The sequence below is a fragment of the Bacillus pfraonensis genome, assembly GCF_050768835.1.
Lineage (GTDB): Bacteria > Bacillota > Bacilli > Bacillales > Bacillaceae_G > Bacillus_A > Bacillus_A pfraonensis.
The window spans coordinates 32,131-54,636 of the sequence record NZ_JAHCDO010000018.1 but is presented as its reverse complement, the minus strand read 5'-3'; the positions used below and the strand labels follow the sequence as shown (position 1 = coordinate 54,636).

General features: G+C 35.7%; 21 protein-coding genes. 12 read left to right on the top strand and 9 right to left on the bottom strand.

All coding sequences use genetic code 11. From position 1 onward, the window contains the following. Positions 1 to 96 precede the first annotated feature (96 nt). Positions 97 to 933 carry a YitT family protein gene (locus KFD70_RS18255; RefSeq protein ID WP_336453762.1) on the top strand — a complete coding sequence of 279 codons (837 nt, stop codon included), beginning with the start codon at positions 97 to 99 and terminating at the stop codon, positions 931 to 933. Positions 934 to 964: 31 nt separating this feature from the next. Here KFD70_RS18255 and KFD70_RS18250 read toward each other — a convergent pair whose 3' ends face one another. The 5 genes from KFD70_RS18250 to nirB are packed head-to-tail and all read right to left on the bottom strand — an operon-like array spanning position 965 to position 6,333. Then, positions 965 to 1,414: a precorrin-2 dehydrogenase gene (locus KFD70_RS18250; RefSeq protein WP_336453761.1), complete on the bottom strand. Its 450-nt coding sequence runs from the start codon at positions 1,412 to 1,414 to the stop codon at positions 965 to 967. After that, positions 1,407 to 2,117, bottom strand: coding sequence for a sirohydrochlorin chelatase (locus tag KFD70_RS18245; RefSeq protein ID WP_336453760.1), 711 nt, complete (start codon positions 2,115 to 2,117; stop codon positions 1,407 to 1,409). Before KFD70_RS18245 ends, KFD70_RS18250 begins: the two co-directional genes overlap by 8 nt. Then, the gene (locus KFD70_RS18240; protein WP_336453759.1) at positions 2,114 to 3,538 is read right to left on the bottom strand and encodes a uroporphyrin-III C-methyltransferase; all 1,425 of its coding nucleotides are present in this window, start codon (positions 3,536 to 3,538) and stop codon (positions 2,114 to 2,116) included. Before KFD70_RS18240 ends, KFD70_RS18245 begins: the two co-directional genes overlap by 4 nt. Before the next feature lie 59 nt (positions 3,539 to 3,597). Further along, on the bottom strand, positions 3,598 to 3,915 hold the full coding sequence (gene nirD / locus KFD70_RS18235) for a nitrite reductase small subunit NirD (protein ID WP_336453758.1): 318 nt from the start codon (positions 3,913 to 3,915) through the stop codon (positions 3,598 to 3,600). Between the two features lie 12 nt (positions 3,916 to 3,927). Further along, the gene (gene nirB / locus KFD70_RS18230; RefSeq protein WP_336453757.1) at positions 3,928 to 6,333 is read right to left on the bottom strand and encodes a nitrite reductase large subunit NirB; all 2,406 of its coding nucleotides are present in this window, start codon (positions 6,331 to 6,333) and stop codon (positions 3,928 to 3,930) included. Between the two features lie 271 nt (positions 6,334 to 6,604). Between nirB and KFD70_RS18225 the strand changes: the two genes are divergently transcribed. The 3 genes from KFD70_RS18225 (at position 6,605) to KFD70_RS18215 (ending at position 10,161) form a co-directional block, all read left to right on the top strand. Then, complete coding sequence (locus KFD70_RS18225; RefSeq protein WP_336453795.1) at positions 6,605 to 6,961, top strand: YxeA family protein; 357 nt, start codon at positions 6,605 to 6,607, stop codon at positions 6,959 to 6,961. An 808-nt stretch (positions 6,962 to 7,769) separates the two neighbouring features. After that, positions 7,770 to 8,534, top strand: a complete 765-nt coding sequence (locus tag KFD70_RS18220) for a TatD family hydrolase (protein ID WP_431613269.1) — start codon at positions 7,770 to 7,772, stop codon at positions 8,532 to 8,534. 112 nt (positions 8,535 to 8,646) lie between these two features. Beyond that, positions 8,647 to 10,161 (top strand): DL-endopeptidase inhibitor IseA family protein, encoded by a 1,515-nt coding sequence (locus tag KFD70_RS18215; protein ID WP_336453755.1) that lies wholly within the window; start codon positions 8,647 to 8,649, stop codon positions 10,159 to 10,161. Between the two features lie 113 nt (positions 10,162 to 10,274). Here KFD70_RS18215 and KFD70_RS18210 read toward each other — a convergent pair whose 3' ends face one another. Beyond that, complete coding sequence (locus KFD70_RS18210) at positions 10,275 to 11,927, bottom strand: DUF2334 domain-containing protein (RefSeq protein WP_336453754.1); 1,653 nt, start codon at positions 11,925 to 11,927, stop codon at positions 10,275 to 10,277. Positions 11,928 to 12,197: 270 nt separating this feature from the next. Between KFD70_RS18210 and KFD70_RS18205 the strand changes: the two genes are divergently transcribed. Beyond that, entirely contained in the window at positions 12,198 to 12,731 is a 534-nt protein-coding gene (locus tag KFD70_RS18205) for a transglycosylase SLT domain-containing protein (protein WP_336453753.1), read from the top strand. An 11-nt stretch (positions 12,732 to 12,742) separates the two neighbouring features. Here the strand turns inward: KFD70_RS18205 and KFD70_RS18200 are convergent, their stop codons facing one another. Continuing rightward, on the bottom strand, positions 12,743 to 13,546 hold the full coding sequence (locus KFD70_RS18200; protein WP_336453752.1) for a DUF4931 domain-containing protein: 804 nt from the start codon (positions 13,544 to 13,546) through the stop codon (positions 12,743 to 12,745). A gap of 149 nt (positions 13,547 to 13,695) precedes the next feature. Then, on the bottom strand, positions 13,696 to 13,818 hold the full coding sequence (locus KFD70_RS18195; RefSeq protein ID WP_336453751.1) for a spore coat protein B: 123 nt from the start codon (positions 13,816 to 13,818) through the stop codon (positions 13,696 to 13,698). A gap of 422 nt (positions 13,819 to 14,240) precedes the next feature. Here KFD70_RS18195 and KFD70_RS18190 point away from each other — a divergent pair, with 422 nt between their 5' ends. The 7 genes from KFD70_RS18190 to KFD70_RS18160 all read left to right on the top strand — a co-directional run bounded on the left by KFD70_RS18190 (position 14,241) and on the right by KFD70_RS18160 (position 22,082). Next, positions 14,241 to 14,375, top strand: a complete 135-nt coding sequence (locus KFD70_RS18190; RefSeq protein ID WP_309232263.1) for an RAxF-45 family protein — start codon at positions 14,241 to 14,243, stop codon at positions 14,373 to 14,375. Positions 14,376 to 14,447: 72 nt separating this feature from the next. Continuing rightward, on the top strand, positions 14,448 to 16,382 hold the full coding sequence (abc-f, locus tag KFD70_RS18185) for a ribosomal protection-like ABC-F family protein (protein ID WP_336453794.1): 1,935 nt from the start codon (positions 14,448 to 14,450) through the stop codon (positions 16,380 to 16,382). 406 nt (positions 16,383 to 16,788) lie between these two features. Further along, on the top strand, positions 16,789 to 17,982 hold the full coding sequence (locus tag KFD70_RS18180; RefSeq protein WP_336453750.1) for a sensor histidine kinase: 1,194 nt from the start codon (positions 16,789 to 16,791) through the stop codon (positions 17,980 to 17,982). Continuing rightward, the gene (locus tag KFD70_RS18175) at positions 17,979 to 18,641 is read left to right on the top strand and encodes a response regulator (protein ID WP_336453749.1); all 663 of its coding nucleotides are present in this window, start codon (positions 17,979 to 17,981) and stop codon (positions 18,639 to 18,641) included. Before KFD70_RS18180 ends, KFD70_RS18175 begins: the two co-directional genes overlap by 4 nt. A 139-nt stretch (positions 18,642 to 18,780) precedes the next feature. After that, positions 18,781 to 19,713: an ABC transporter ATP-binding protein gene (locus KFD70_RS18170; protein ID WP_336453748.1), complete on the top strand. Its 933-nt coding sequence runs from the start codon at positions 18,781 to 18,783 to the stop codon at positions 19,711 to 19,713. A gap of 15 nt (positions 19,714 to 19,728) precedes the next feature. Next, complete coding sequence (locus KFD70_RS18165; protein WP_336453747.1) at positions 19,729 to 20,925, top strand: ABC transporter permease; 1,197 nt, start codon at positions 19,729 to 19,731, stop codon at positions 20,923 to 20,925. 11 nt (positions 20,926 to 20,936) lie between these two features. Continuing rightward, positions 20,937 to 22,082 carry an ABC transporter permease gene (locus tag KFD70_RS18160; RefSeq protein ID WP_336453746.1) on the top strand — a complete coding sequence of 382 codons (1,146 nt, stop codon included), beginning with the start codon at positions 20,937 to 20,939 and terminating at the stop codon, positions 22,080 to 22,082. Between the two features lie 17 nt (positions 22,083 to 22,099). On the opposite strand, the gene KFD70_RS18155 is transcribed toward KFD70_RS18160, so the two are convergent. Further along, positions 22,100 to 22,297 (bottom strand): hypothetical protein, encoded by a 198-nt coding sequence (locus tag KFD70_RS18155; RefSeq protein ID WP_336453745.1) that lies wholly within the window; start codon positions 22,295 to 22,297, stop codon positions 22,100 to 22,102. Between the last annotated feature and the right edge of the window lie 209 nt (positions 22,298 to 22,506).

Sequence of the window (22,506 nt, the reverse complement as noted above, 5' to 3'; positions counted from 1 at the left end):
TTATATAGCTGTTATAAGAAAAAAGAGTGTGGTAAAAACTATTTCTATGCCTCTGTAAGATAGTGATACAATGTCAAATGGAGGAGGTTACAACTTATGTTTAATCAACGAATGAAAGAAATTGCATTAATTACAATTGGTTCATTATTATTTGCGATTGGTATTAACTATTTTGCGATTCCAAACCGTTTATCGGAAGGTGGAATCATCGGTTTAACAGTCGTCACCTACTATTTATTTGGATGGTCACCAGGGATTATGAACTTTGTATTCAATGCGGTTCTATTAGCTATTGGTTATAAATTTTTTGATAAAAAAACGATGGTTTACACAATCCTTGGTATTGTAGAAACCTCTTTGTTTTTATATGCTACAGAACACATTGGACACAGGGTAAATAGCGATACGTTATTAGCAGCTTTATTTGCTGGGGTGTTTGTTGGTATTGGATTAGGCTGTATGTTCCGAGCGGGAGGTACGTCTGGAGGATCAGCAATTTTAGCGCAATTAGCAAATCAATATTTAGGATGGAGCGTTGGGAAAGGTGTTCTTATTATTGATATTGTTGTAATTGTAGGATCGGTATTTATCATTGGACAAGAAAAAGCAATGTATACGCTCGTTGCAGTATTTGTCGGAGCAAAAGTAATCGACTTCATTGTGGAAGGAATTAATACGAAAACAGCAGTTACAATTATATCAAGTCAACCAGATTTAATTCGTGAAACGATTACGAAACATATGACACGCGGTGTGACTGTCTTAGAAGGACGCGGTGGCTATACTGGGAAAAATAAAGAAGTACTATATGTCGTAATTAATAAGCAAGAGCTTGTGAAATTAAAACAAGTAATCAGTAACGTGGATGAAGATGCGTTTGTTGTTATTCATGACGTACGAGATGTACTTGGCGGTGGTTTTAAAGCAAGCTAAAAAGATGAACGAGGGATTTCGTTCATCTTTTTTATTTTATAATTTGAGGAAGAATCTGCATTAGTTTTTCTTTTATTCGTTTTGCAAAGGATGGGCTTTTACCCGAAGTGGATATGCTTATAACATATTCATCACTGCGAATAACTGCGGGGGTATGAAAGGATGATTTTTTTCCATCACTTACAACATTCACCCATTGGAAATCGTGTGCAGCTTGTTTGACCATCATATTTGTATCGTGATGATTTGTTGCCGCATAGATGAGGTGTGCACCTTTAATATCTTCTTCTGAAAATGTTTTTTGTTTCCACATAATGTAGGAAAGAGACTCCATTTCTTCACAAATATTTGGGCTCACCACAGTGACAAAAGCTCCTGTATTTTTTAATCCAGCTGCCTTTCGGTATGCAATTTTTCCACCACCTATAATTACAACCGTTTTGCCCTCAAGATTACACATAATAGGATAGATGTTATGCATGTACATGTTCCTCCATTCGCTCTAATAAAGCGGACTTCATATAGGAATCAAATTGAAGACAGTTACAAGTTGTAGCGTTTGCGTATTTTTCTGCATACCGATTTATTTTTTGAAGTAATAACCCGGTGAAGAGCAGGTAAGGCATGACATATACATGCCTTGCGTGTGCTGCTTTTTCATTGAGTTCATCAGGAAAAGAAGGTGTTCCTTTTGTTAAGAAGGAGCAGGAAACTGGCAAGGAAAGCCTTTGCTCGACAGCTGCTCCAATTTGTTTTAATTCATGTATAGGTTGAGAATCGCTGCTACCACGACCGACAAGTAAGATTTCACTATTTTGCATTGGCATAGCTTCACGTATTCGTTTTACGACAAGTTCAATCATAAGCGGATGCGTACTAAAGGGTGGTACAACTGAAAATGTACTGTGTGGATAGAGCTTTTTTATTTTTTCAATTTCAAAAGGGACATCACGTTTATAATGGGCTGCTGCAAATAATAAAACAGGGACAAGTAAAACCTCAGTCGCACCGTCTTGGATGGCTGCTACAATTGCATCTTGTACAGTCGGTGTGGTTAGTTCAAGAAATCCAATTTTTTGGATGCTTTCGCTTCGTTCTTTTATAACGGACTTAACAAAGTGAATGAACTGTTCGTTGCCTTCGTGTAATCGGCTACCATGTCCCATATAAACGATACCTTTCACTCTGCCACCACTTCTTTCTCATCGATGATAGCTTGCAGCTGAGTATCGGTATTATGGAAGCCGACTTTATTTGCATATTGCAGAGTTGGTTCGTCGGCATATGAGAATGGTAAATGAAGAACATCCATGAACCCGAGGCGATTTACTTCTGTTATAAACGTATCAATTGCAGCGCGTCCTTCGAATACAATACTATCCCATTTGAATTCAGTTAGTGTACGTGTATGAATTTCATCAAAACGATGATCAATTTGATATTCATGCGTCATAATATGAGAACCCGCACCTATTTTTTCTTGAATGATGGCAATGCGATTAATATTTCGTCCTAAGTAAATAGTTGTTTCGGTAGAGAATCTTGCTGATTCGCTTAGTAATCCATACTGCATAAGTGCTTTTTGAGTAGTGCTATTCATATGTTGTAGTGTTGCTTGTAAGGAGCGAATATCTTTTTGATATTGCGCACATGATTGTAATAAGATTGCTACACTTTCAGGTGAACAGAAAACAAGGCGCTCGGCTTTAAATATTTCACAGAGTTGCCCGAATGTTAACTGATATTCCTGCTTTTTGAAAGTTGGTATTTGATATATTTCTGCTCCATTTGTTTGTAACTTTTGCGCTAGTATACTTATTTTGTTTGTTGCAGAGGCAAATAAAACTTTTTTTCCGTGTAGTGATTTGTGTTCTTGCCAAGCAATTTGTTTACGTAAAGATACAACCTCACCAACGATTGTCATCGAAGGGTTTAAAATATGTTCTTTCTTTACGGAATCAACGATTGTAGACAATGTACCTGTAACAACTCGTTGTTTTCCCGTTGTACCCCATTCAATGACTGCTACGGGTGTATCTTTTTTTCTTCCTGTTTGCAATAAGTTCTCGCAAATGATCGGTAAGTTTTTAACACCCATGTAAAAGGCGATTGTATCGCTGTTTAAGAGGGCACTGTAGTTGACTTGGTCGCTAATTGCTCCCTTTGTATGACCAGTTAGCAACGTTACACTATTACTATAGTTGCGATGGGTAAGAGGGATGCCGGCATACGCACTAGCGGCAATACTAGATGTAATCCCTGGAACAATTTCATATAGAATATTTTCCGTTGCTAAAGCTGCAGCTTCTTCACCAACGCGGCCAAAAATCGATGGATCTCCGCCTTTTAAGCGGACGACAATTTTACCTTCTTTGGCAGACTGAATTAAATGCGCGTTAATCATTTCTTGTCGCATAATATGATTTGTTGGCATTTTCCCGCAGTAAACGAGTTCGCATGTTGGCTTTGTATAGCGAAGTAAATTTTGATTCAATAAGCGGTCATATAAAACAACATCTGCTTTTTTTAGGCAATTTATTGCTTTTTTTGTAATAAGTTCTTCATCACCAGGCCCTGCACCAACTAAATATACGTATCCGTTCATCTCTACACCTCATCTATTTTTACTTGAAAGGAAACCCCAAAAGGGATTTCCTGTACAAGTTACATATATATATAAATATCCCCATCAATAACTTCTACTTCATATGTTTGAATACAACCATCATCAGGTTTTTGAACTTCACCTGTTATTAAGGAAATTTTCCAATCATGTAACGGACAGAAGACAAATTCTCCAGAAACAATTCCTTCAGCCAAAGGCCCATTTTTATGAGGACAACGATTTTCTACAGCATGAATGTCACCATTTGAAAGGTGAAATAAGGCGATGGACAAATCCCTTATTCGCACTTCCTTACCGATTTGCACGGGAAGATCTTCGGCACGCATTATTTTTATTTTTTCTTTCGTTTGTAACATGTAGATCTCTCCTTACTTTACAGTTTCTACTTCATACATGGCTTTTAGTGACTGAGTTTCTAGCGCTTGTCCCCAAGCTTCTTCATATGTGTTACGTGCTTTTTGGAAACGTTCATTTAGCATAGTGACCATTTGCTTATCTTGCAGTATTTCTTTTATGCAATCCAAGCCCATTCGTTCCACCCAAGGAGCTGTTCGTTCACCATAAATACCAGTTTCACGGTAATGTTGTACATAAGCTGTGGCAATGCGCAGTACATCTTCTTCCGTAGGGACAATCATGACAAAATCAGCTTCACGAACTTCTGTACCACCGTTACCACCAATATAAAGTTGGAATCCATTTTCAACACAAACGACGCCGAAGTCTTTCGTTAATGCTTCCGCACAGTTACGTGGGCAACCCGTTACACCCATTTTCATTTTGTGAGGTGTATCTACCATTTCTAGCGATTGTTCCAGTAACATACCAAGGCCTAATGAATCTTTTGTACCAAAGCGGCAGAAGCGAGAGCCGACGCATGATTTTACATTGCGAAGGGATTTCGAATAAGCATAACCTGAAGTCATATCAAGGTCAGCCCAAACTTTTGGTAAATCTTCTTTTTTAACGCCGTATAAGCCGATTCGACTTGCACCTGTTATTTTTACGAGCGGTACATCGTATTTTTTCGCAACTTCGGCAATTTTCATTAAGTCATCTGCAGTAGTAACGCCGCCGTACATGCGAGGAATAACAGAAAATGTACCATCATGCTGAATATTACCGTTCATTCTTTCGTTTACGAAGCGAGATGATTTATCATCTGCATATTCTTCTGGGCGCGTCATACGTAAATAGTAGTTTAATGCAGGGCGGCATTTTGAACAGCCGTCTTCATGTGCGAAACCAAGGACATTTCGTACTTCTTTTGGCGATTTTAAACCTTTCTCGTGAATTGCTGTTATAACTTCGTCGCGCGATAAAGTTGTACATACGCACATACCAACAGATTGCGCAGATGCATCGAAGCTATCCCCGAGTGTATGAGATAAAATTTGTTCAACAAGTGGACGACATTTCCCACATGATCCAGCAGCTTTTGTGCATCCTTTTACTTCTTCAAAAGTTGTTAAATCTTGTTCTAAGATGGCATGGACAATTGCACCTTTTGTCACACCGTTACACCCGCAAATGGTATCATCAGCACTCATACTTGCAACATCAATGCCGTTTTCTTCACCATCTTTATGAAGTAGAGAGACTGGTTTGTATTCTTGTATATCTTCTTCCTTTTTTAACATGCTAAAGAGACGTGTACCTTCAGCAGTGTCTCCATATAAAACAATACCAACGACTTTATTATCACGAATGAATACTTTTTTATAGGAACGTGTACACTCATTAAAAATTGAGATTGCTTTTGTTTTATCATCTTCATAAATTTGTCCGGCAGAGAATAAATCGCATCCTGCAACTTTAAGTTGTGTGCCGACAATACTACCTGTATACCCATCTGTTTGTGAGTTCGTTATATGTTTTGCCAGTATGGCACCTTGTTCGTATAAAGGAGCGACAAGACCATAGGCAATACCGTCATGCTCGGCACATTCGCCAACTGCATAGATGGATTCATCATCTGTTTGCATATAGTCATTTGTAACGATGCCGCGGTTCACAAGTAAACCAGCATCTTTAGCTACCTGTGTATTTGGACGTATCCCAACAGCCATTACAATTAAGTCGCATTCTGCAACACTGCCATCTTCAAATTGAATACCTTCAACATGGTCAGTACCAAGAATTTTCACTGTTTTCTTTTCCATAAGAAACTTCATGCCTTGTGCTTCTAAATCTTCACGTAGTAATGAAGCAGCTTTGGCGTCGAGTTGTTGCTCCATTAAATAAGGCATTAAGTGGACAACATGTACGTCCATTCCTAAATCAATAAGCCCTCGTGCGGCCTCTAAACCAAGCAATCCTCCGCCGATGACAACAGCTTTTTTATATTGCTTAGCAGTATCTATCATAAATTGTGTATCTTCAATTGTACGAAAGCCTGTTACACCTGGAAGCTGTGAACCTTCAACAGGTAAGATAAATGCGCTAGAACCTGTTGCGATAATAAGCTTGTCGTACATAACAATACGGTTCTTTTCTGTAACAATGACTTGTTCTTCCCGATCAATATTTATTACTTTTTCATTTGTATACAGCGTAATGTCATTTTCTTCGTACCAACTGTATTCGTTCATAATGATATCTTGGATGTTTGTTTTTCCTTGTAAGACGTGAGATAACATAATGCGGTTGTAGTTTGGATGAGGTTCATCACCAAAAATAGTAATATTATAAAGCTCTGGATCTTGCTTTAAAATTTCTTCGATGCAGCGTATACCAGCCATACCATTCCCGACCATGACTAAACGTTTTTTCATATTCATTTCCCCTCTTAAATGTGAAATGTTTAACAAATTTTTATATTTGTATTATAAAACCTTTAGAAAATAGAGAGTGTGATGTTTATCACAGTTTTGGAGGGTTCACAAATTGTTAAAAATCATATAAAATTCCACTTGGATTCTTACAAAAATGTAAGGGAAATGTAATAGGAATCAATAGCAGAATGAAAGGATTCTCTTTAAAATAAGTTTATAGAAAACTACACATAATTGTGTGGAGGAGGAAGCTACCTTGAGGCGGGGAAGAATAAAAAAGAGAGTAATAGCTACTGTAATTGCGGCGGTAGTAGTAATTATACTACTATTACCAACAAAGCTTGGACCAGTAATTGATAAATATAATCCATTTTATAAAACGAAAGAATATTATACGATTGTAAATGGTATTGGTCAGCATGTTGGTAATGATTGGTATGAATATGAATTTGTCGCTTACGATGAAAAAGGAAGAAAACAAAAGATAAAGAAAACTGTAAAACATATGTTAAAGAGAGATGAACCTTTGAAGATTTTCGCAAAAGGACGTTATGGTGAATCGTTCGTAGAGATAGATGCTCAAAGTATTCCTGTGCAGGCAAGAAGTAAGCTTTTGTTGATGAGGTAAAGTTATTGTAAAGCACTGTCACATTGAGTATGTTACAGTGTTTTTTATTATATATAAATTTAAAAATAGAAATTTACGATTATAGTTAATTTGTTAAAAGTGATATTGTTCATGACAATATTGTAAGGTACATGTAAGGTAATTCGATAGTTTGCATTTACGAATTCTATTACAATACAAGTAGAAAGTTTGAACATACAACTTTCTGTCTGAAATGATGATGAATGTTTGAAAACCAACTAATGATTGAATAGGTCTCTTCTCTTTATGAGATGAGGCTATTTTTTTAAACCTTACAACATTGTAAGATTTACGTAAGTTAATTCGATGGCTTGTTTGTCATATTTTTTGCATAATAAAAAAAGATAAGAAATTAGGGAGAGACTGCGAAGGGAGAAGAATGGGATGCGAAAAGAAGAAGTAGTTAAGTTTCAAGTAAAAGATTTCTGTAGCTACTTTACTGTTGCTGCCATATGTATTGGACTTTTTGATATCATTACAAATTTAATTGTTAAATAATATAGATGATGAAACAAGAAGGTGATTCCTTCTTGTTTTTTTATTGTCCTTAATTTGGAGCAGTGCATTAAAATATATAAATAAGGATTGGAAAAACGACATAAAACCATTCTTTTTAGATGGTAGAGAGGATCCGCCAGTGGATAGAAGTGGTCAGTTCCTTTTTTAGTCCCATGCCATGTGAAAACAGAAGGAGGAAATGAGTGGAAGTCTCTTTTTATTTTTCATAGCCGTAATTTATATGTTGAAAAATCAAATTGGATTTATATAGATAAGAGAGGTGACAGAAATGAAGTGGATTGATAGTCATATCCATTTGGATCAATATAAGCATAAAGAGCAAATGAAACTCATTGATGATGTGAAAAGAAGTACTGAGATTGCTGGATTGATTTCGGTGTCCATGAACTATCGTTCTTGTCAACAAACACTGTCTTTAGCGGGGCAACATACATTTGTATATCCGGCACTTGGATTTCATCCAGAGCAGGAAATTAACAAAAAAGAATGCGAAGAAATTTATAAGTTAATTGAAGCAAATGTAGAACAGCTTGTTGCGATAGGTGAGGTGGGCTTACCGTATTATTTACATCAAGAAAAGAAAGGTATTGTAATAGAGCCTTATATGGAAATATTAGAGAAATTTGTGGATTTAGCAAAAAGGTACGACTTACCAATTGTGCTACATGCAGTTTATGAAGATGCTGACATTGTATGTGATCTACTTGAGCAGTATAAGATTGCACGTGCACATTTTCATTGGTTTAAGGGAAGTAAAGAAACGATGGAGCGCATGATTCAAAACGGATACTACATTTCAATTACACCGGATGTTTTACAGAAGGAGAAAATTAGAAAAATCGTATCGTTCTATCCACTAGAATATATGATGGTAGAAACTGATGGACCTTGGGAATTTCAATCAGGTATTATGACACATCCGTATATGATTGAAGATGTGTTAAAAGAAATTAGCTTGATAAAAAATATTTCTATAGCTAAGGTTGCAGAGCAAATATATCAAAATACAGTTCAATTTTATGGGAAAAGGTAGAGGTAAAGAAAAGCCTCTACCTTTTTGTTTGAAATATATGGATATAAATTTCTTGGTTTTCTATAATTTATTATATACATCGATGTTTTAATAAAAGGAAAGGGGAAAAAGAGTGGGGAGAGTATATAAAAAAATAGCGGCTACTATTATGACGGCAGCCATGTCAATTTCTGTATTAGGATGTGGAACAGAGAAGAAAACTTCGACTACAAGTATGGGGCAAGAAACAAAAGAAGAACAAATTGATTCAGTAGTAAAAGAACAAATGAAAGAAAATGAGAAAAGGGGAAATGTAGTTGGCAATATCTCTAATGAGGGAAAAATGGCAGATAGTGATGGCTGGGTGTATTATGCGGTAAATGGTAATAAAAACACGGGGGGCATTTATCGTACGAAAGATAAGTTTCAAACATCAGAGCATATTGTAAAAGGGGTAAATGCTTCTTATATAAATATAAAAGATAAGATTTTATATTTTATCCATTGGGATCAGGACAAAAATACAAATACAAATGTAATGCCTTCTTTAATGAAGTATGATATTTCTACAAAAAAACTAGATACACTGAAAACAAATACAAATTATGTTTACGTAAAGGATCAATCGTTGTTCTATCAGAAAAAGTATTCTGAACATGGTGGATTTGATATTGTAGGAATTGTAAAAAAGGATTTGAAAACAGGACAAGCAGAAGAGTCACCGATTAAAACATCTGGTTGGGCTGAAACAATCGATGATAGTATTGTGTACTGGAATAAATTTCGTGGCACACAAGTAAGTAAAGGTGACAAAACTTGGTCAAAGGAAAGTTTTGCAGAAATATCCAGTGGTACATACAATAAAGACAAATTGTATGCAATTGTAGATTTTTCGCTAAGTTTAGATAATCAAAAAAGAGATAATGGTATATATGAGTTAGATATTCAACAAAATAAAGAGACATTAGAAATAAAAGATGCTTTAAAGATGAATATAAAAGGAGATTTCTTCTATTACTTAAAAAAAGACGGTGTCTATAAGCGGAAAATTACTGGTGGCAATGAAAAGCAAATTTATGATGGAGTTGTTGAACCATCTAAATCTTATTTATACTTTATAGACGGTGATATGTATTTGTATACAGATAATGGTCTAATTCTAAATCTTGATACAAAAAAATCAAATGAAAAGCAAGAGAAAAAGCCATCTAATAATGTACTACTACAAAAGGTAGTTAACGCTCAGCAAGAAATTATTAAAATTTCAGTTTCAGCATCACCAGAGAATACGAAACCAATAGACCGTTTTTCATATGGAGAATTAACACCTCCTGCATATAATACGAAGGCAGCATTAGAGACATCATTAGCTACTTATTTCTCAACAGATTTTATTACGAAGTATATGAAAAGTGAATATGTGAAAGAAATAGGTGGAAAAATGCATTATGTGGTTGGAGATCTAGGATCGGGAGCGGGTACGAAATATACAAAAATTATTTCTGCTAAGCTAAAAGAAGGAAAAATCTTGACAACGGCAGAAACATATAATGATTATGAAGATGCGAAAAAAGAAGTAGAAATAGAGTTTATCTATGAAAATAAGCAATGGGTAGTAGATAACATTCCTCGTTTTGATTTAGAATAAAAAAATACCAAGCACAAATTTGTGCTTGGTATTTTTTATCCCGTAAAAGTCCGATTGGTGAGGGCTAATAATCAACGGAGGATGAAGAACCCCCTACTGATTAAAGTTTCACTTTATGATTCGAGTCGCTTTGCCCGTCGTACTAATAAAAGAAATACAATCATGATGATGCCAAGTATGAGGAAAAAACCATACTTTTTCAGAGGTTCAATCGTGTCACTTAAGGAAAAAGGTTTATCAATATGGATACCATCTTTATTAGAGGTAATATGGATATCTTTCATCTTCACTTCATTTGATTCTCTTTGTAAATCGATCCATTCTATATTTGGAATCGTTTCTAGCTCATTTAATAGTTCCTTGAAAGGTTTGACACCTAAGTATGGATGATAAAAGGCACCAATGATACCATCTGATAGTTTTGTGACCGATAAGGCATGTTCCTTCATCTTAGAAGCTGCATGGGGCTGATTAGGTTCTATGAATCCGACAGTTTCAGGAAGTAGATTCATTCCATGTAAAAAGGATGGCTTACTGGGAAAGGCTGGAGCGTGCATAGCTTTCCATGTTGTATCCTCTAACTGTAATTGGCCTACATAAGTTGAAAAGTAACGCGATAAGATTTCATATCCCTTTTGTGATATCGCATAGTGCGGTGCTTCAAAAGCGAGCGGGTATAATTTAGCTAATGTGAGCTCTTCAATTCCTTTTTCGATTCGTTCTGTTATATAAGCTTCTTCGAAATTTTTAGCATTTTTCATGTATTTGTCATAAGCTTCCTTTGACTTGAAATCCCGTATTGTTTTTGGCATTTCATGATTCGGATAACGGATAGGTTGATCCGTTTTTATATCCCAAAATTCAAATCCTTCTCCGGTTTCACTATCATAAAATTGGTGTGTATAACCATGCATAATAATAGAACCACCATTATTCTGCATAAAACGTAACACATCTAATAACTCAGGTTTATCTTGGAAATGTATTGTTTTCCCTGTGTTTGGATCTTTATATACTGGGATGACAGCAATCATATAAGGTATATTCTTTTCCTTCAATAATTCAGCGATTGTTTGTAATTGTTTCGGATCAGCTGCTGGGTGTACATCTTCTAAGCGTAAATAAGCACGATGTTTACTAGTTTCTGGCTGTTGGCCAAAGTAAGAAAAAAGCATTTCGCCAACATAATGAGATGTCCAATCAAAAAGTTGGGATGTTGCTACGTAGTATGATTGATTTTGTTTGACGATAAAGGGATATGTACCGTTTGAACCAATTGCATATGCAATTGGAGGTTCTCCCGTTGTATCAAATTGTTGAATCAAACGCTCTTCATGCAAGCTGTTTTTGAAATGACGTGTAGGGTATTGCAAGTTCCGGATTTGTACTTGCTCTTCCTTAAGTGTAATAAAAGAAAAGCGGCTTGAGAACTGTTCTATATTCTGTCCAAGAAATAATAAGGGACCAGAAAAGCTTTCTAAAAATTGTTTTGCTCCATCGGGCAAGTGTTCCCTTTTCTCTCCTATGTAAATGACATGTGTATAAGAGGATTGTGCGATGTGTTCCATTGATTGATTTGCATTTTTCAGTGTCACATCACCTGTAAAGTGTCCGAGTAGCGTATTTAAAATTTGAATATTATTTGTAACTTGTCCGTTTTCTGTGCTATATAAAACTAGTACTTTTGGTACTTTTGTTATTTGAGCAGAAGTATGGATAGGAACGAGTAGTAAAATAGTGAGAAAGATTAATAACTTTCTTTTCATATGGTCAGTCTCCTATTCTGTAAATAGAATTCAATTAATTATATATAAAGGGGCAGAGGGAATCCATTTGAAATAGAGATTGGAAGAAATTACACATGAAAGAATGTTACATTCCTTATTATGTTTCACGGTTTATTTCTTAGAAAATCAGTCTCAAGAATGATGTGAAGGTAGATAATTGTCTGGTATGATTGAAGAGTAATAGAATGCAGGTGATTGTAAGGAAAGGCTGAAAGGGGAAAAATTTCAGCAGAGAAAGAGGTAGAAGTAGTGAAAAAATTCTTTGTAGGATTTTTAGTTGTTCTTGGGATGTATTTGTATTTCCAAGGAGAGTCTGAAGGAATGGAAAGATCGAAGAATCAAGTAAGTTATGTTGATTCAGAGGAAGCTAAACAAATGAAACAAATTATTATTGAAGAAGCAAAAAAAGTAAATCTTCCAGAATGGATACCTCTTACAATTGCCGAGCATGAAAGTCGTTTGAATCCACGAAGTATTGGGGACAATGGTACTTCTTTTGGATTGTTTCAGTTACATCGAGGTGGGGGGCTTGCTCCTGATCACTTAACGGACGATCAATTGAAAGATCCACGGACAAATGCTCAAATTGCCATGCCTCATTTAATGAAAGGGTATAAAAGAGGTATGGAAAAAGGTTTGACTGATTTCCAATTACTAAAATATATAGCAAATACATCTGGATGGCCAGGTAATTTAGGACCTGAGTGGACAGATAAAAATATGAAGTATAACGTTGGGCTAGAGGACGTGTACTATCGAAATAAAGGGATAATGAAAGAGTAGGGGCCTCGCACCTACTCTATTTTTTTATTAGAAAAAGTTCTATTTTCCTCACCTTTATTTATAAAGTATTGTTCGAGTTGTTGCTTTACATCTTCTAGCTTTGTAGAAACTTGAGGGATTTTATATCCGACATATAATGGTGAAACGACAAAGCGTGGAACCACCTTACAAATAATTTTTTCATCAAGGTGATAGAAGAATAAATTATAGCTGCTGCACCCTTTGTGAAAGTCTGTGAGTACATAACGCACAGTTTGCTGAATATAATGTGCCATTATGTCGATGGCTTTGATGTTTTTAATGACGATGTTAAATTCCGTAAATCCGATAATTGGTCGTGTAGAAATATTGAGTTCAATCTGTTCATCTCTTTCAACAATTACACCTTGAAAGTTTTCAGGTGCGATATTTTCCAAGTAGTCTACATATTTCATTCCGATAATTTGCATATGTGCATGATGCAAGCTCCCGCCTGAAAATGGACCGTGATTTTTATATAAAATAACAGAAGTAAATTCATTACTATTCTCTAATGCGAGCCAATGTTTAATTGAGAAATGAATTAATTTCTGCATATGCTCTTGTGTATAGGTTGCAATATGATCATCACAATTATCTGTTTCAATAAGAACGGTTTGGAATGTATCTTTCAGTGTTGGAAATTTATTTTTTAACCAAATAATAGAACCTTCTGTTTCTAAAATATCAGTAAGACTATCTCTATCGCAAAAAGGACAAGCGGTATTTTTGTTGTGAATGCTTTCTGGTTTTTGTTTGCTAATATCATTTAAAAAATAAAGTTGTTGTGTATCCATTCGTATATGCCCCTTTGAAAATGTATGTAAAATTCCCGTTTACTATATTCGTGAAAGGAGAAGAGAAATCCTGTATCGTGAGAAGAGGAGAAGGAACAACAAAAAAACAAAAGACAAGATATCCTAGTTGCATGAGGGTATCTTGTCTTTTATTTTTTCTGTAATAATGTGTATGGATAATATAGATTATTTTCATTCTGTTTCTTTTTTCTATTTTTTAGTGTGTACAGAGTGACAATTGTGCTTGCGATTGTAATAATAGCTTTCTTCATATTCCTTTACCCCTTTTTACTTTTCATTTAATTCTTGGCTAACTGCTTTTGCATCAATTAAAGCGTGGAGAAGCATTTTTACCATGTTCATCATTTTTATTCCTCCTTTTATAGTTGGTTTAGTTCTTTTACCACTGCTTGTCCGTTCACTAACGTTTCGAAGATTGCTTTTACGATTTCTTTCATCATGATTGGTTCCTCCTTTTGTTTATCTCTTGTTTACATCTTTATTGTAAAGGGAGGCACCGTTTCGTACTATCGCTTTCCATTACGTGAACATAACAGTTTTGTAAGATTGGATGTCATTTGTTGAAATGTTTAGTCTATCTTCATTATTTTCAGAAAAATGACTATTCAAACATGGAATGGGGCAGTATAATATAGAAGTAAGTATTAAATTTCGTACGAAAGGAGTGAATGAGATGAAACGTTCTTTAGCTGCGCGCGCAAAATTTTTAGATTTTATTTATTTTTGTCGTGCGATTTTTCATGATGTGGTTGCTAACGGGATACGTATGCCCTTTTTTAGCAATTGCATAGTAGCTATTGAACGATAGAAATCTCTTCACCCATTTTATAAACGTGTGAAAAGGGAGGCTATTTTGCTTCCTTTTTCTATGCCAAAAACCATGGGGAAAGTTTCTTTCCTCATGGTTTTTTTTACGTTGAAAGGAGTACGGAAAATGACAATTTGTAGTGTAAACAATATAACGAAATCTTTTGGTGGAAACATCATATTTGAAAATATATCACTTGAAATTAAGACTGGTGAACGAATTGGATTAGTTGGCCGAAATGGTAGCGGAAAGACGACGATTTTTCAATTGTTAACAGGAACTGAGAACGTAGATGCGGGTGCTATTCATATGAAGAAAGGAACCCGTATTGGTCACGTAGCACAAATTCCGAAGTTCGCTGATGAAATGACTGTATATGATGTATTAAGCGCTGCTTTTGTAAAAGAGAAAGAATTAGAAATAGAAATGCGTCGTTTAGAGAAACGTATGACGAAGGAACAAGAACCAGCTGATTTACAAAAATTGATGGAGAAATATGGAGCGGTACAGGAACAATTCGCGTTCTTGGGCGGCTATGAAATAGAAGCGAATATCATGAAGGTAGCAAATGGTTTACAAGTGAAGGAGCTATTTCCACGAATTTTTACGCAGTTAAGTGGTGGAGAACAAACAAAGGTGAGTTTGGCCTATATGTTATTGCAGAAACCAGATTTATTGCTGTTAGATGAACCAACGAATCATTTAGATTTATTTGCAGTGGAGTGGCTTGAACAATTTTTAAAAGAGTATATAGGAACAGTTGTTGTCATTTCGCATGATCGTTATTTTCTTGATGAAGTTGTTACGAAAATTTTTGATTTAGAAGACGGAGAACTTCATGTCTATCATACGAATTACTCGCAGTTTGTGAAAGAGAAGGAAGAAAGACTGCTGCAAGAGTTTCAATCTTATCAAGAACAGCAAAAGAAAATAAAGAAAATGAAGGAAGCAATTAAGCGTTTAAGAGAATGGGCGAATCAAGCGAATCCTCCGAATGAAGGGTTGCATAAGAGAGCAAGAAATATGGAACGTGCATTAGAAAGAATGGAAAAGTTAAAAAAGCCGATTTTAGAAAGAAAACAGATGGGGCTCCAATTTGAAGGACAAGAGAGAAGTGGGAAAGATGTTGTTGTAATGAAGGAAGTTAGCAAAGGTTTTGCTAATCGTACTTTATTCCAAAAAGTAAATTTACATGTTCGTTTTCAAGAGCGCGCTGCTATTGTTGGACGTAACGGTACAGGAAAAACAACATTATTAAAGCTATTGTTAGAGGAAATGAAACCGGATACTGGCGAGATTCGAATTGGTAGTGGTGTGAAAGTTGGTTATTTATCGCAGCATGCATATGGGAATGTGAAATGTAATGTGTTAGAAGAATTTAGAGAATATGTAGCTGTAAGTGAAGGAGAAGCTCGCCATATATTAGCTCGCTTTTTATTTTATGGTCCAGCCGTTTTTAAAAAGGTCAATCAGCTTAGTGGTGGTGAACGGATGAGATTGCGTTTGGCACAACTTATGTATCAAGATATAAATTTCCTTGTGTTAGACGAACCTACAAATCACCTTGATATCGAATCAAGGGAAGTGCTAGAAGAAGCAATCGAACAATATAATGGAACAATCCTTGCTGTTTCACATGACCGTTATTTTTTAAATAAGTTATTTGAGAAAACGTATTGGATTGATGAACATAGATTATTTGAATTTGCGGGGAATTATGCTTGGGCACGTCAGAAATGGGCAGAAAGAATAGAGAAAGAAGAAGTGAAACAACAAAGGACTCCAAAAATTAAAGGAATGAATGTAAGAGTAAAAGAGAAAGAATTTAGTGGTATAGCCGAACTTGAAAATAAGCTTGTGCATATAGAAGAAGAGATATATGGACTGGAGTGTATAATGGAAGAAACAAGTGAGGTTGAAGTATTGGAACAGTTATACAAAGAGAAGACAGAAAAAGAACGATTACGGGCGGAATTATATAATCGATTAGATAGTATGATGGAATAGATGAAAAAACGAGTCATCCTCTCAACATATGTGGGGGTGACTTGTTTTATTAAATTGAGGTGTAAATGGTATAATTTTCTTGTTGTTATATTATGAGAACAGTTTACCCCGCATTAACGAGCAGTAATACTCCCACCTCAAAATTCGGCGAAAGCATTGTCCAACTCTAGCAGCTAGAATCTCCGGTCGTTCCGCCCCCTCGGACGAGGCAAAAAGCGCCTCTCTGCCAGGGGCGCGGGCGTCCTACGATTCTGAGCGAGCTGCTTCCGCTTTTCTAAAGAAGGTAGGTGGGAGATAAACTATAAACTGCCCGTAACAGCCCAATTGGTGAGGGCTGATTAAAGTTTCACTTTATAAAAAAGTTAGTGTGATTGAAAATAATATTTCAAAATGTGAGGAGAATTGTATGTTAGGGTATGCGCGTATCATTACGATTGTTATTATTTGCATTGTATATATGATTTATGTTTCACGTGAAACAGTAGATTTGAAAATCTTTGTTGGTTTTTCATTATTTGTTTACATTGTAAATCATATTTTACTTATGCAACCACATCAAGGAAAGCGGCGTGATATATATATATTACTTTCAAATGGAGTAATTACAGCTCTGTTAGGGTTTTTATTTCCAGAAACATCTTTATATTTAATTATATTTGGAATTGATGCAGTAGGATTATTTATAAATGTACAGCGGAAAATAGTTGTATATTTTTTTGTGAGTTTTTTCTTTGTATGTTGGTTTGCTATTTTACTATATACATATTGGGATGTTGGAGAGATAAGGGGTTGGGAAAATGCTATTAATTTTATGTTCATTGTCTTCAGTGCTTTAGCGGGAAACTTAATTAAAAAACTTACAGTAGCTCGCCAAACTGTTGATGATCAATATGAAAAATTGGCATTATCACATACAGCTCTAAAAGAAGCGCATGAACAGTTGCAGCTTTATGCAAAAGAAGTAGAGGAATTAACTACAGTTCGAGAGAGGAACGATATTGCCCGAGAAATTCATGATACAGTCGGTCATAATATGACGGCATTGCTTGTTCAGTTACAGCTAGCGGAGGCTTTATGGAAGCAAAAGTCAGATATTACGGAAGAAGTGTTACATACATGTCATGAATTAGCTAGAAAGTCCCTTCAAGAGGTAAGAGCTTCAGTCCGTGCATTGAAGGAAGAAAAAAATGTAGGAAATATAATAGAAAGTATGAAAGAAATGATCCAAGACTTTTCAAAAGTAACAAAAGTACAAGTAACTTTTCATTTACAAGGTGACCCAATTATCATTCCGTTGTCATTGCAACCTACATTGTTACGTACTATGCAAGAGTCATTAACGAACGCGAAACGCCATGGGAAAGCTAGTTTATGTGAAGTAAAGTTATCTTGTCTAGATGAAAAAGTGATATTATCGATCTCTGATAATGGCATCGGTGTAAATGAAGTGAGTCCTGGTTTTGGATTAATGAATATGAAAGAGCGCGTAGAGGAACATGGTGGAATGATTCGATTTGAGAGTGAAAGTGAAAAGGGATTTCGATTAAAGGTTGAATTCCCACTTAAGGAGAAATTGTGGGTAATAGGAGGAACGATATGATTCGTATTATGATCGTTGATGATCAGTCACTGATTCGGGATGGTTTAGCAATGTTATTAAATCTACGCCCAGAACTTGAAGTGGTAGGAACTGCGAATGATGGGGATGAAGTAGTTCAAAGAGCAGAACAATTACAACCTGAAATTATTTTAATGGATATTCGTATGTCTCGTACCAATGGAGTTGAAGGAACTCGTCTTATAAGGGAAAGGTTTCCCAATATGAAAGTTCTTATGCTGACGACATTTAATGATAGTGAACTTATTTTTGAAGCTTTGGAACAAGGAGCAAGTGGTTATTTATTAAAGGATATGGAGACAGATGTAATTGTTCAGGCAATATTAACAGTCCATGGAGGCGGAGCTGTTCTTCCACAAGATATAACTGCTCAAATTGTGAAGGAATTAAAAAGAACAAAAGTAATGGATATATCAGAGCAGAATCAGCCAAAGCAAATGGAACAATTAACAGAGCGTGAAATAGATGTATTAAGGGAGCTTGGATTTGGATTAAACAATAAAGAAATTGCAGAAAAGTTGTTTATTACAGAGGGAACTGTAAAAAATCATGTGTCTAATGTAATTAGTAAGCTTGAGCTAAGAGATCGGACACAAGCAGCTATATACGCGGTGAGATACGGTATTACAACATACACATGACTTTTAGCATAGAGAAGAACGAAAAAGTAGCAAATGATGCTGCTTTTTTTATTTTATATTTCTATCTTAAGGGTGATGGAAGAAAGAGGATATTTTTTTAAAATGAGAGTGAAGACGAATGCAAAGGGGCTGAATCGACATGTTAGTCGTAGATCATATTACAAAATCGTTTGGGAAGAAAGAAGTTGTAAAGAATGTATTTTTTGAAGTGAAGAAGGGAGAAACATTTGGCTTGCTTGGTCCAAATGGTGCAGGAAAGTCGACGACGATATCAATGATTTGTGGGCTGATTCCATATGATGGTGGTGATATTAAAGTTGGAGGGAGATCTGTAAAAGAATATCCATTAGATGCAAAAAGGAAAATCGGAATCGTTCCTCAAGATATTGCTTTATATCCTACACTTTCAGCGAAAGAAAATTTAATCTTTTGGGGGAAAATGTATGGGTTAAGCGGGGCTGTTGCAAGGAAAAGAGCCGATGAAGTATTAGTATATGTAGGGTTACAAGATCGTGCAAAAGATAAAATTGAAACATTTTCAGGGGGCATGAAACGCCGCATTAATATTGGTGCAGCATTAATGCATGAACCAGAGCTATTAATTATGGATGAGCCGACAGTTGGGATTGACCCGCAATCGCGAAATCATATTTTAGAAACGGTAAAGGGATTAAATGAAAAAGGTATGACCGTCATTTATACAAGTCATTACATGGAAGAAGTGGAGTATTTATGTGAACGGATTGCGATTGTAGATCATGGAAAAGTAATTGCATTAGGAACGAAAAGGGAATTATGCAACCGTCTAGCAGATGGTTTTATGGTGAAGGTGCAATTAAATTGCTTTACCCAGGAGCTATTGAAGAGTGTAAAGACAATTCCCACTGTAGAACGAGTTGTCGTTGATGAGAAAACAAATACTCTTGATATTGGACTGAAGAACGGGGAAGCTGTTGGTACTGTTGTTTCGGTAGTTGTAGAAAATCAGGCACAAATTTTAAAGCTTGAAGTACAAGAACCAAATTTAGAAGCTCTTTTTTTACAGTTAACAGGACGTTCACTTCGTGATTGAGGAGGTTATAAGCTTATGAAAAGTTTTATTATTGCATGGAAAGATTTAAAAATTCGTTTCATAGATCGGCGTGGATTTATGATGATGTTACTTATGCCACTTCTATTAACAGCTATTTTAGGATCAGCACTAAGTAACATATTTGATAACGGAGGGTTACCGAAAACGGTAATTGGTTACTATCAAGAAGATACAGATGATTTTGCTGATATATTTCAAAAGGATATATTACATTCAAAAGAAATAAAAGACGATGTGAAAATAGAAATTGTAGCCTCGCAAAAAGAGTTAGAGAATCTGCTAAAGAAACAGAAGGTTGATGTAGGGATTATAATTCCAAGCGGTTGGAGCGAGCATATAAAGGATGGAAGATTAAAAGAAGTGAAATTGATTACTGATCCATCAAAAGATATACAAACAAAAATTGCTGAATCATTCATTCGTTCTTTTACAGATCGTGCACAAACAATTGCTATTTCTACTAAGACTGTCGTAACAGATGTTGCAAAATTACAGCCCGGGAGTATAGAACAGGTTGCAAAAGAGATAAGTACGAATTTGCAAACAGTGGCGACGTCCAATACCGATGGAGTTGAAAAAGGAACAATCGGTAAAAAAACAGTGACTGCGATGCAATATTATGCTGCTGCGATGTTAGTCATGTTTTTATTATTTAACATAACAGTAGGAGCAAAATCGATTATAACAGAGCAACGAACAGAAACATTAGCGAGACTATTAAGCACACCGACAAGCTCTTTTGCTATTTTATTAGGTAAATTTTTTGGCACATTACTATTTGCTTGTATACAATTTGGGGTATTTGTAGTTGCTACCCATTACGCATTTCATGTGAATTGGGGTGAAGATGTTTCACAAATTGCGGTATTAGGAATTGCGTATGCGATTTGTGTTTCTGGTTTATCTATGCTTATCGCGGCATTTATTCATGAAGAAAAAACAGCGGATTTAATGGGTGGCATTGGAATTCAGTTGTTAGCCATATTAGGAGGATCAATGTTACCAATCTATGTATTTCCGGATACTCTTCAAACAATTGCTGGCATCGCTCCGAATAAATGGGCACTTACAAGTTTCTTAAACATTATGTTAGATACATCTTGGTATGCGTTACTTCCAGTTATCTTAAGTTTATCTATTGCAGGTGTTGTTTCTGTTATTATCGGAACATTTCGTTTGCAAGCAAGATAGGAGGAGAATCAATGAAGAAAGTTTGGGCGCTTTGCTGGCTCGAATTAAAACAAATTTTAATTAAGCCACAGAGCTATATAGTAATGTTTGGAATGCCGATTATTTTTACACTTATTTTTGGTGGGCTTTTAGGTGGAAGTGGAAACGAAAAAGTAAATATTAGTTTAGTTGACCAAGATGGGTCTATATTATCTAACTCCTACTATAAAGAAATAGAGAAAAGTGATTTAGTTTCTATAGAAAAGGTAACATACGAAGAAGCAAAACAGAAAATCGAAAATAAAAAGTCCTCGGGTATTGTGATAATCCCAAAAGAATTTCAAAAGAGTATGGCAGACGGGAAGATAGAGAAGGTTAAATTCCAATCAAGCGCTGATTTTACAGGAGGAGCATCTGTAGAACAAGTGTTACAAAGCGCAATGAAAAAGATGAAAATAGAAGTAGCAGCAGCAAGGGATGTGGAGAAAAGAGGAGGAACGTCTTGGGAGAAGCTGTATGAAACGATCCATACAAAGGCAGAACCAGTTTCGCTTCAAAAGGAATCAATTGTCTCTGGGGAGATAAAGTTGAATAACGTATCAGGGCGATCTGCAGGATTTTCTATTCTGTTTGTAATGATTGTGATGCTAAGTGCAACGGGCACGATTTTAAAATCAAGACAGCTTGGCGTTTGGTATCGGTTATTAGGGGCTCCCGTTTCAAAGGCTCAAATACTTGGGGGATATATACTTTCTTTCTTTTTAATTGGGTGGATTCAGTTTGGGATTTTAATGTTGTTAACGAATGTTTTGTTCGGTGTTCAGTGGGGAAGTTTATTAGGAATTATCATACTTGTTTCAGCGTTGTTGTTAGCGGTAATTGGTTTAGCATTATTATTAGCAAGTATTGTGAAAACAACTGAGCAACAATCAGCTTTAGGTAATATCGTTGTGATTTCAACGTGCATGATTAGTGGGCTGTATTGGCCAATTGAAATAGAACCGGAATGGATGCAACAGGTAGCAAATTTTGTTCCACAAACTTGGGCAATGCGTGGATTTACAGAATTAATTGCAAGGGGAGGCACATTGCTAGATATAGCAGGGTATGTTGGTGTACTCATTTTATTTGCTGGTGTATTCTTTGTAATTGGTTTAAAAAGAATCCGTTATGATTGAAAAAAAGAAAGCAGAGTCTACAGCTTCGCCCGCTGAACCCTGCTTTCTTTTTGTGTATCGTCTTCCCCTATAGAAATAGTGATTGCAATTCCGAGCATAAATAAAAATGCTAAAAAGAGGACGAACTTTGGGAAGAACGGGAATAGTAGCAATGCCCCAACTATCATGAGTGTCAATGCAACATAGTGCAAGACATATTGGAATAGTTTGTCCATATTTTCGCCCCCTTTTTGATAAGTTGTTATTATCCTATGCCTGTCTAGCAAATAATAGAATTCCTTTTTATTATTTCTTTATTGTAAAAAGGAATGATTGACACAATAGAAAGAAAGGAATAATCTTGAAATCAATCCATAGTATTTTTATGGGTAAAATAAAGATAGTTACAGGAAGGGGGCTAACTTCGTTGCATCGGCAAAAATTA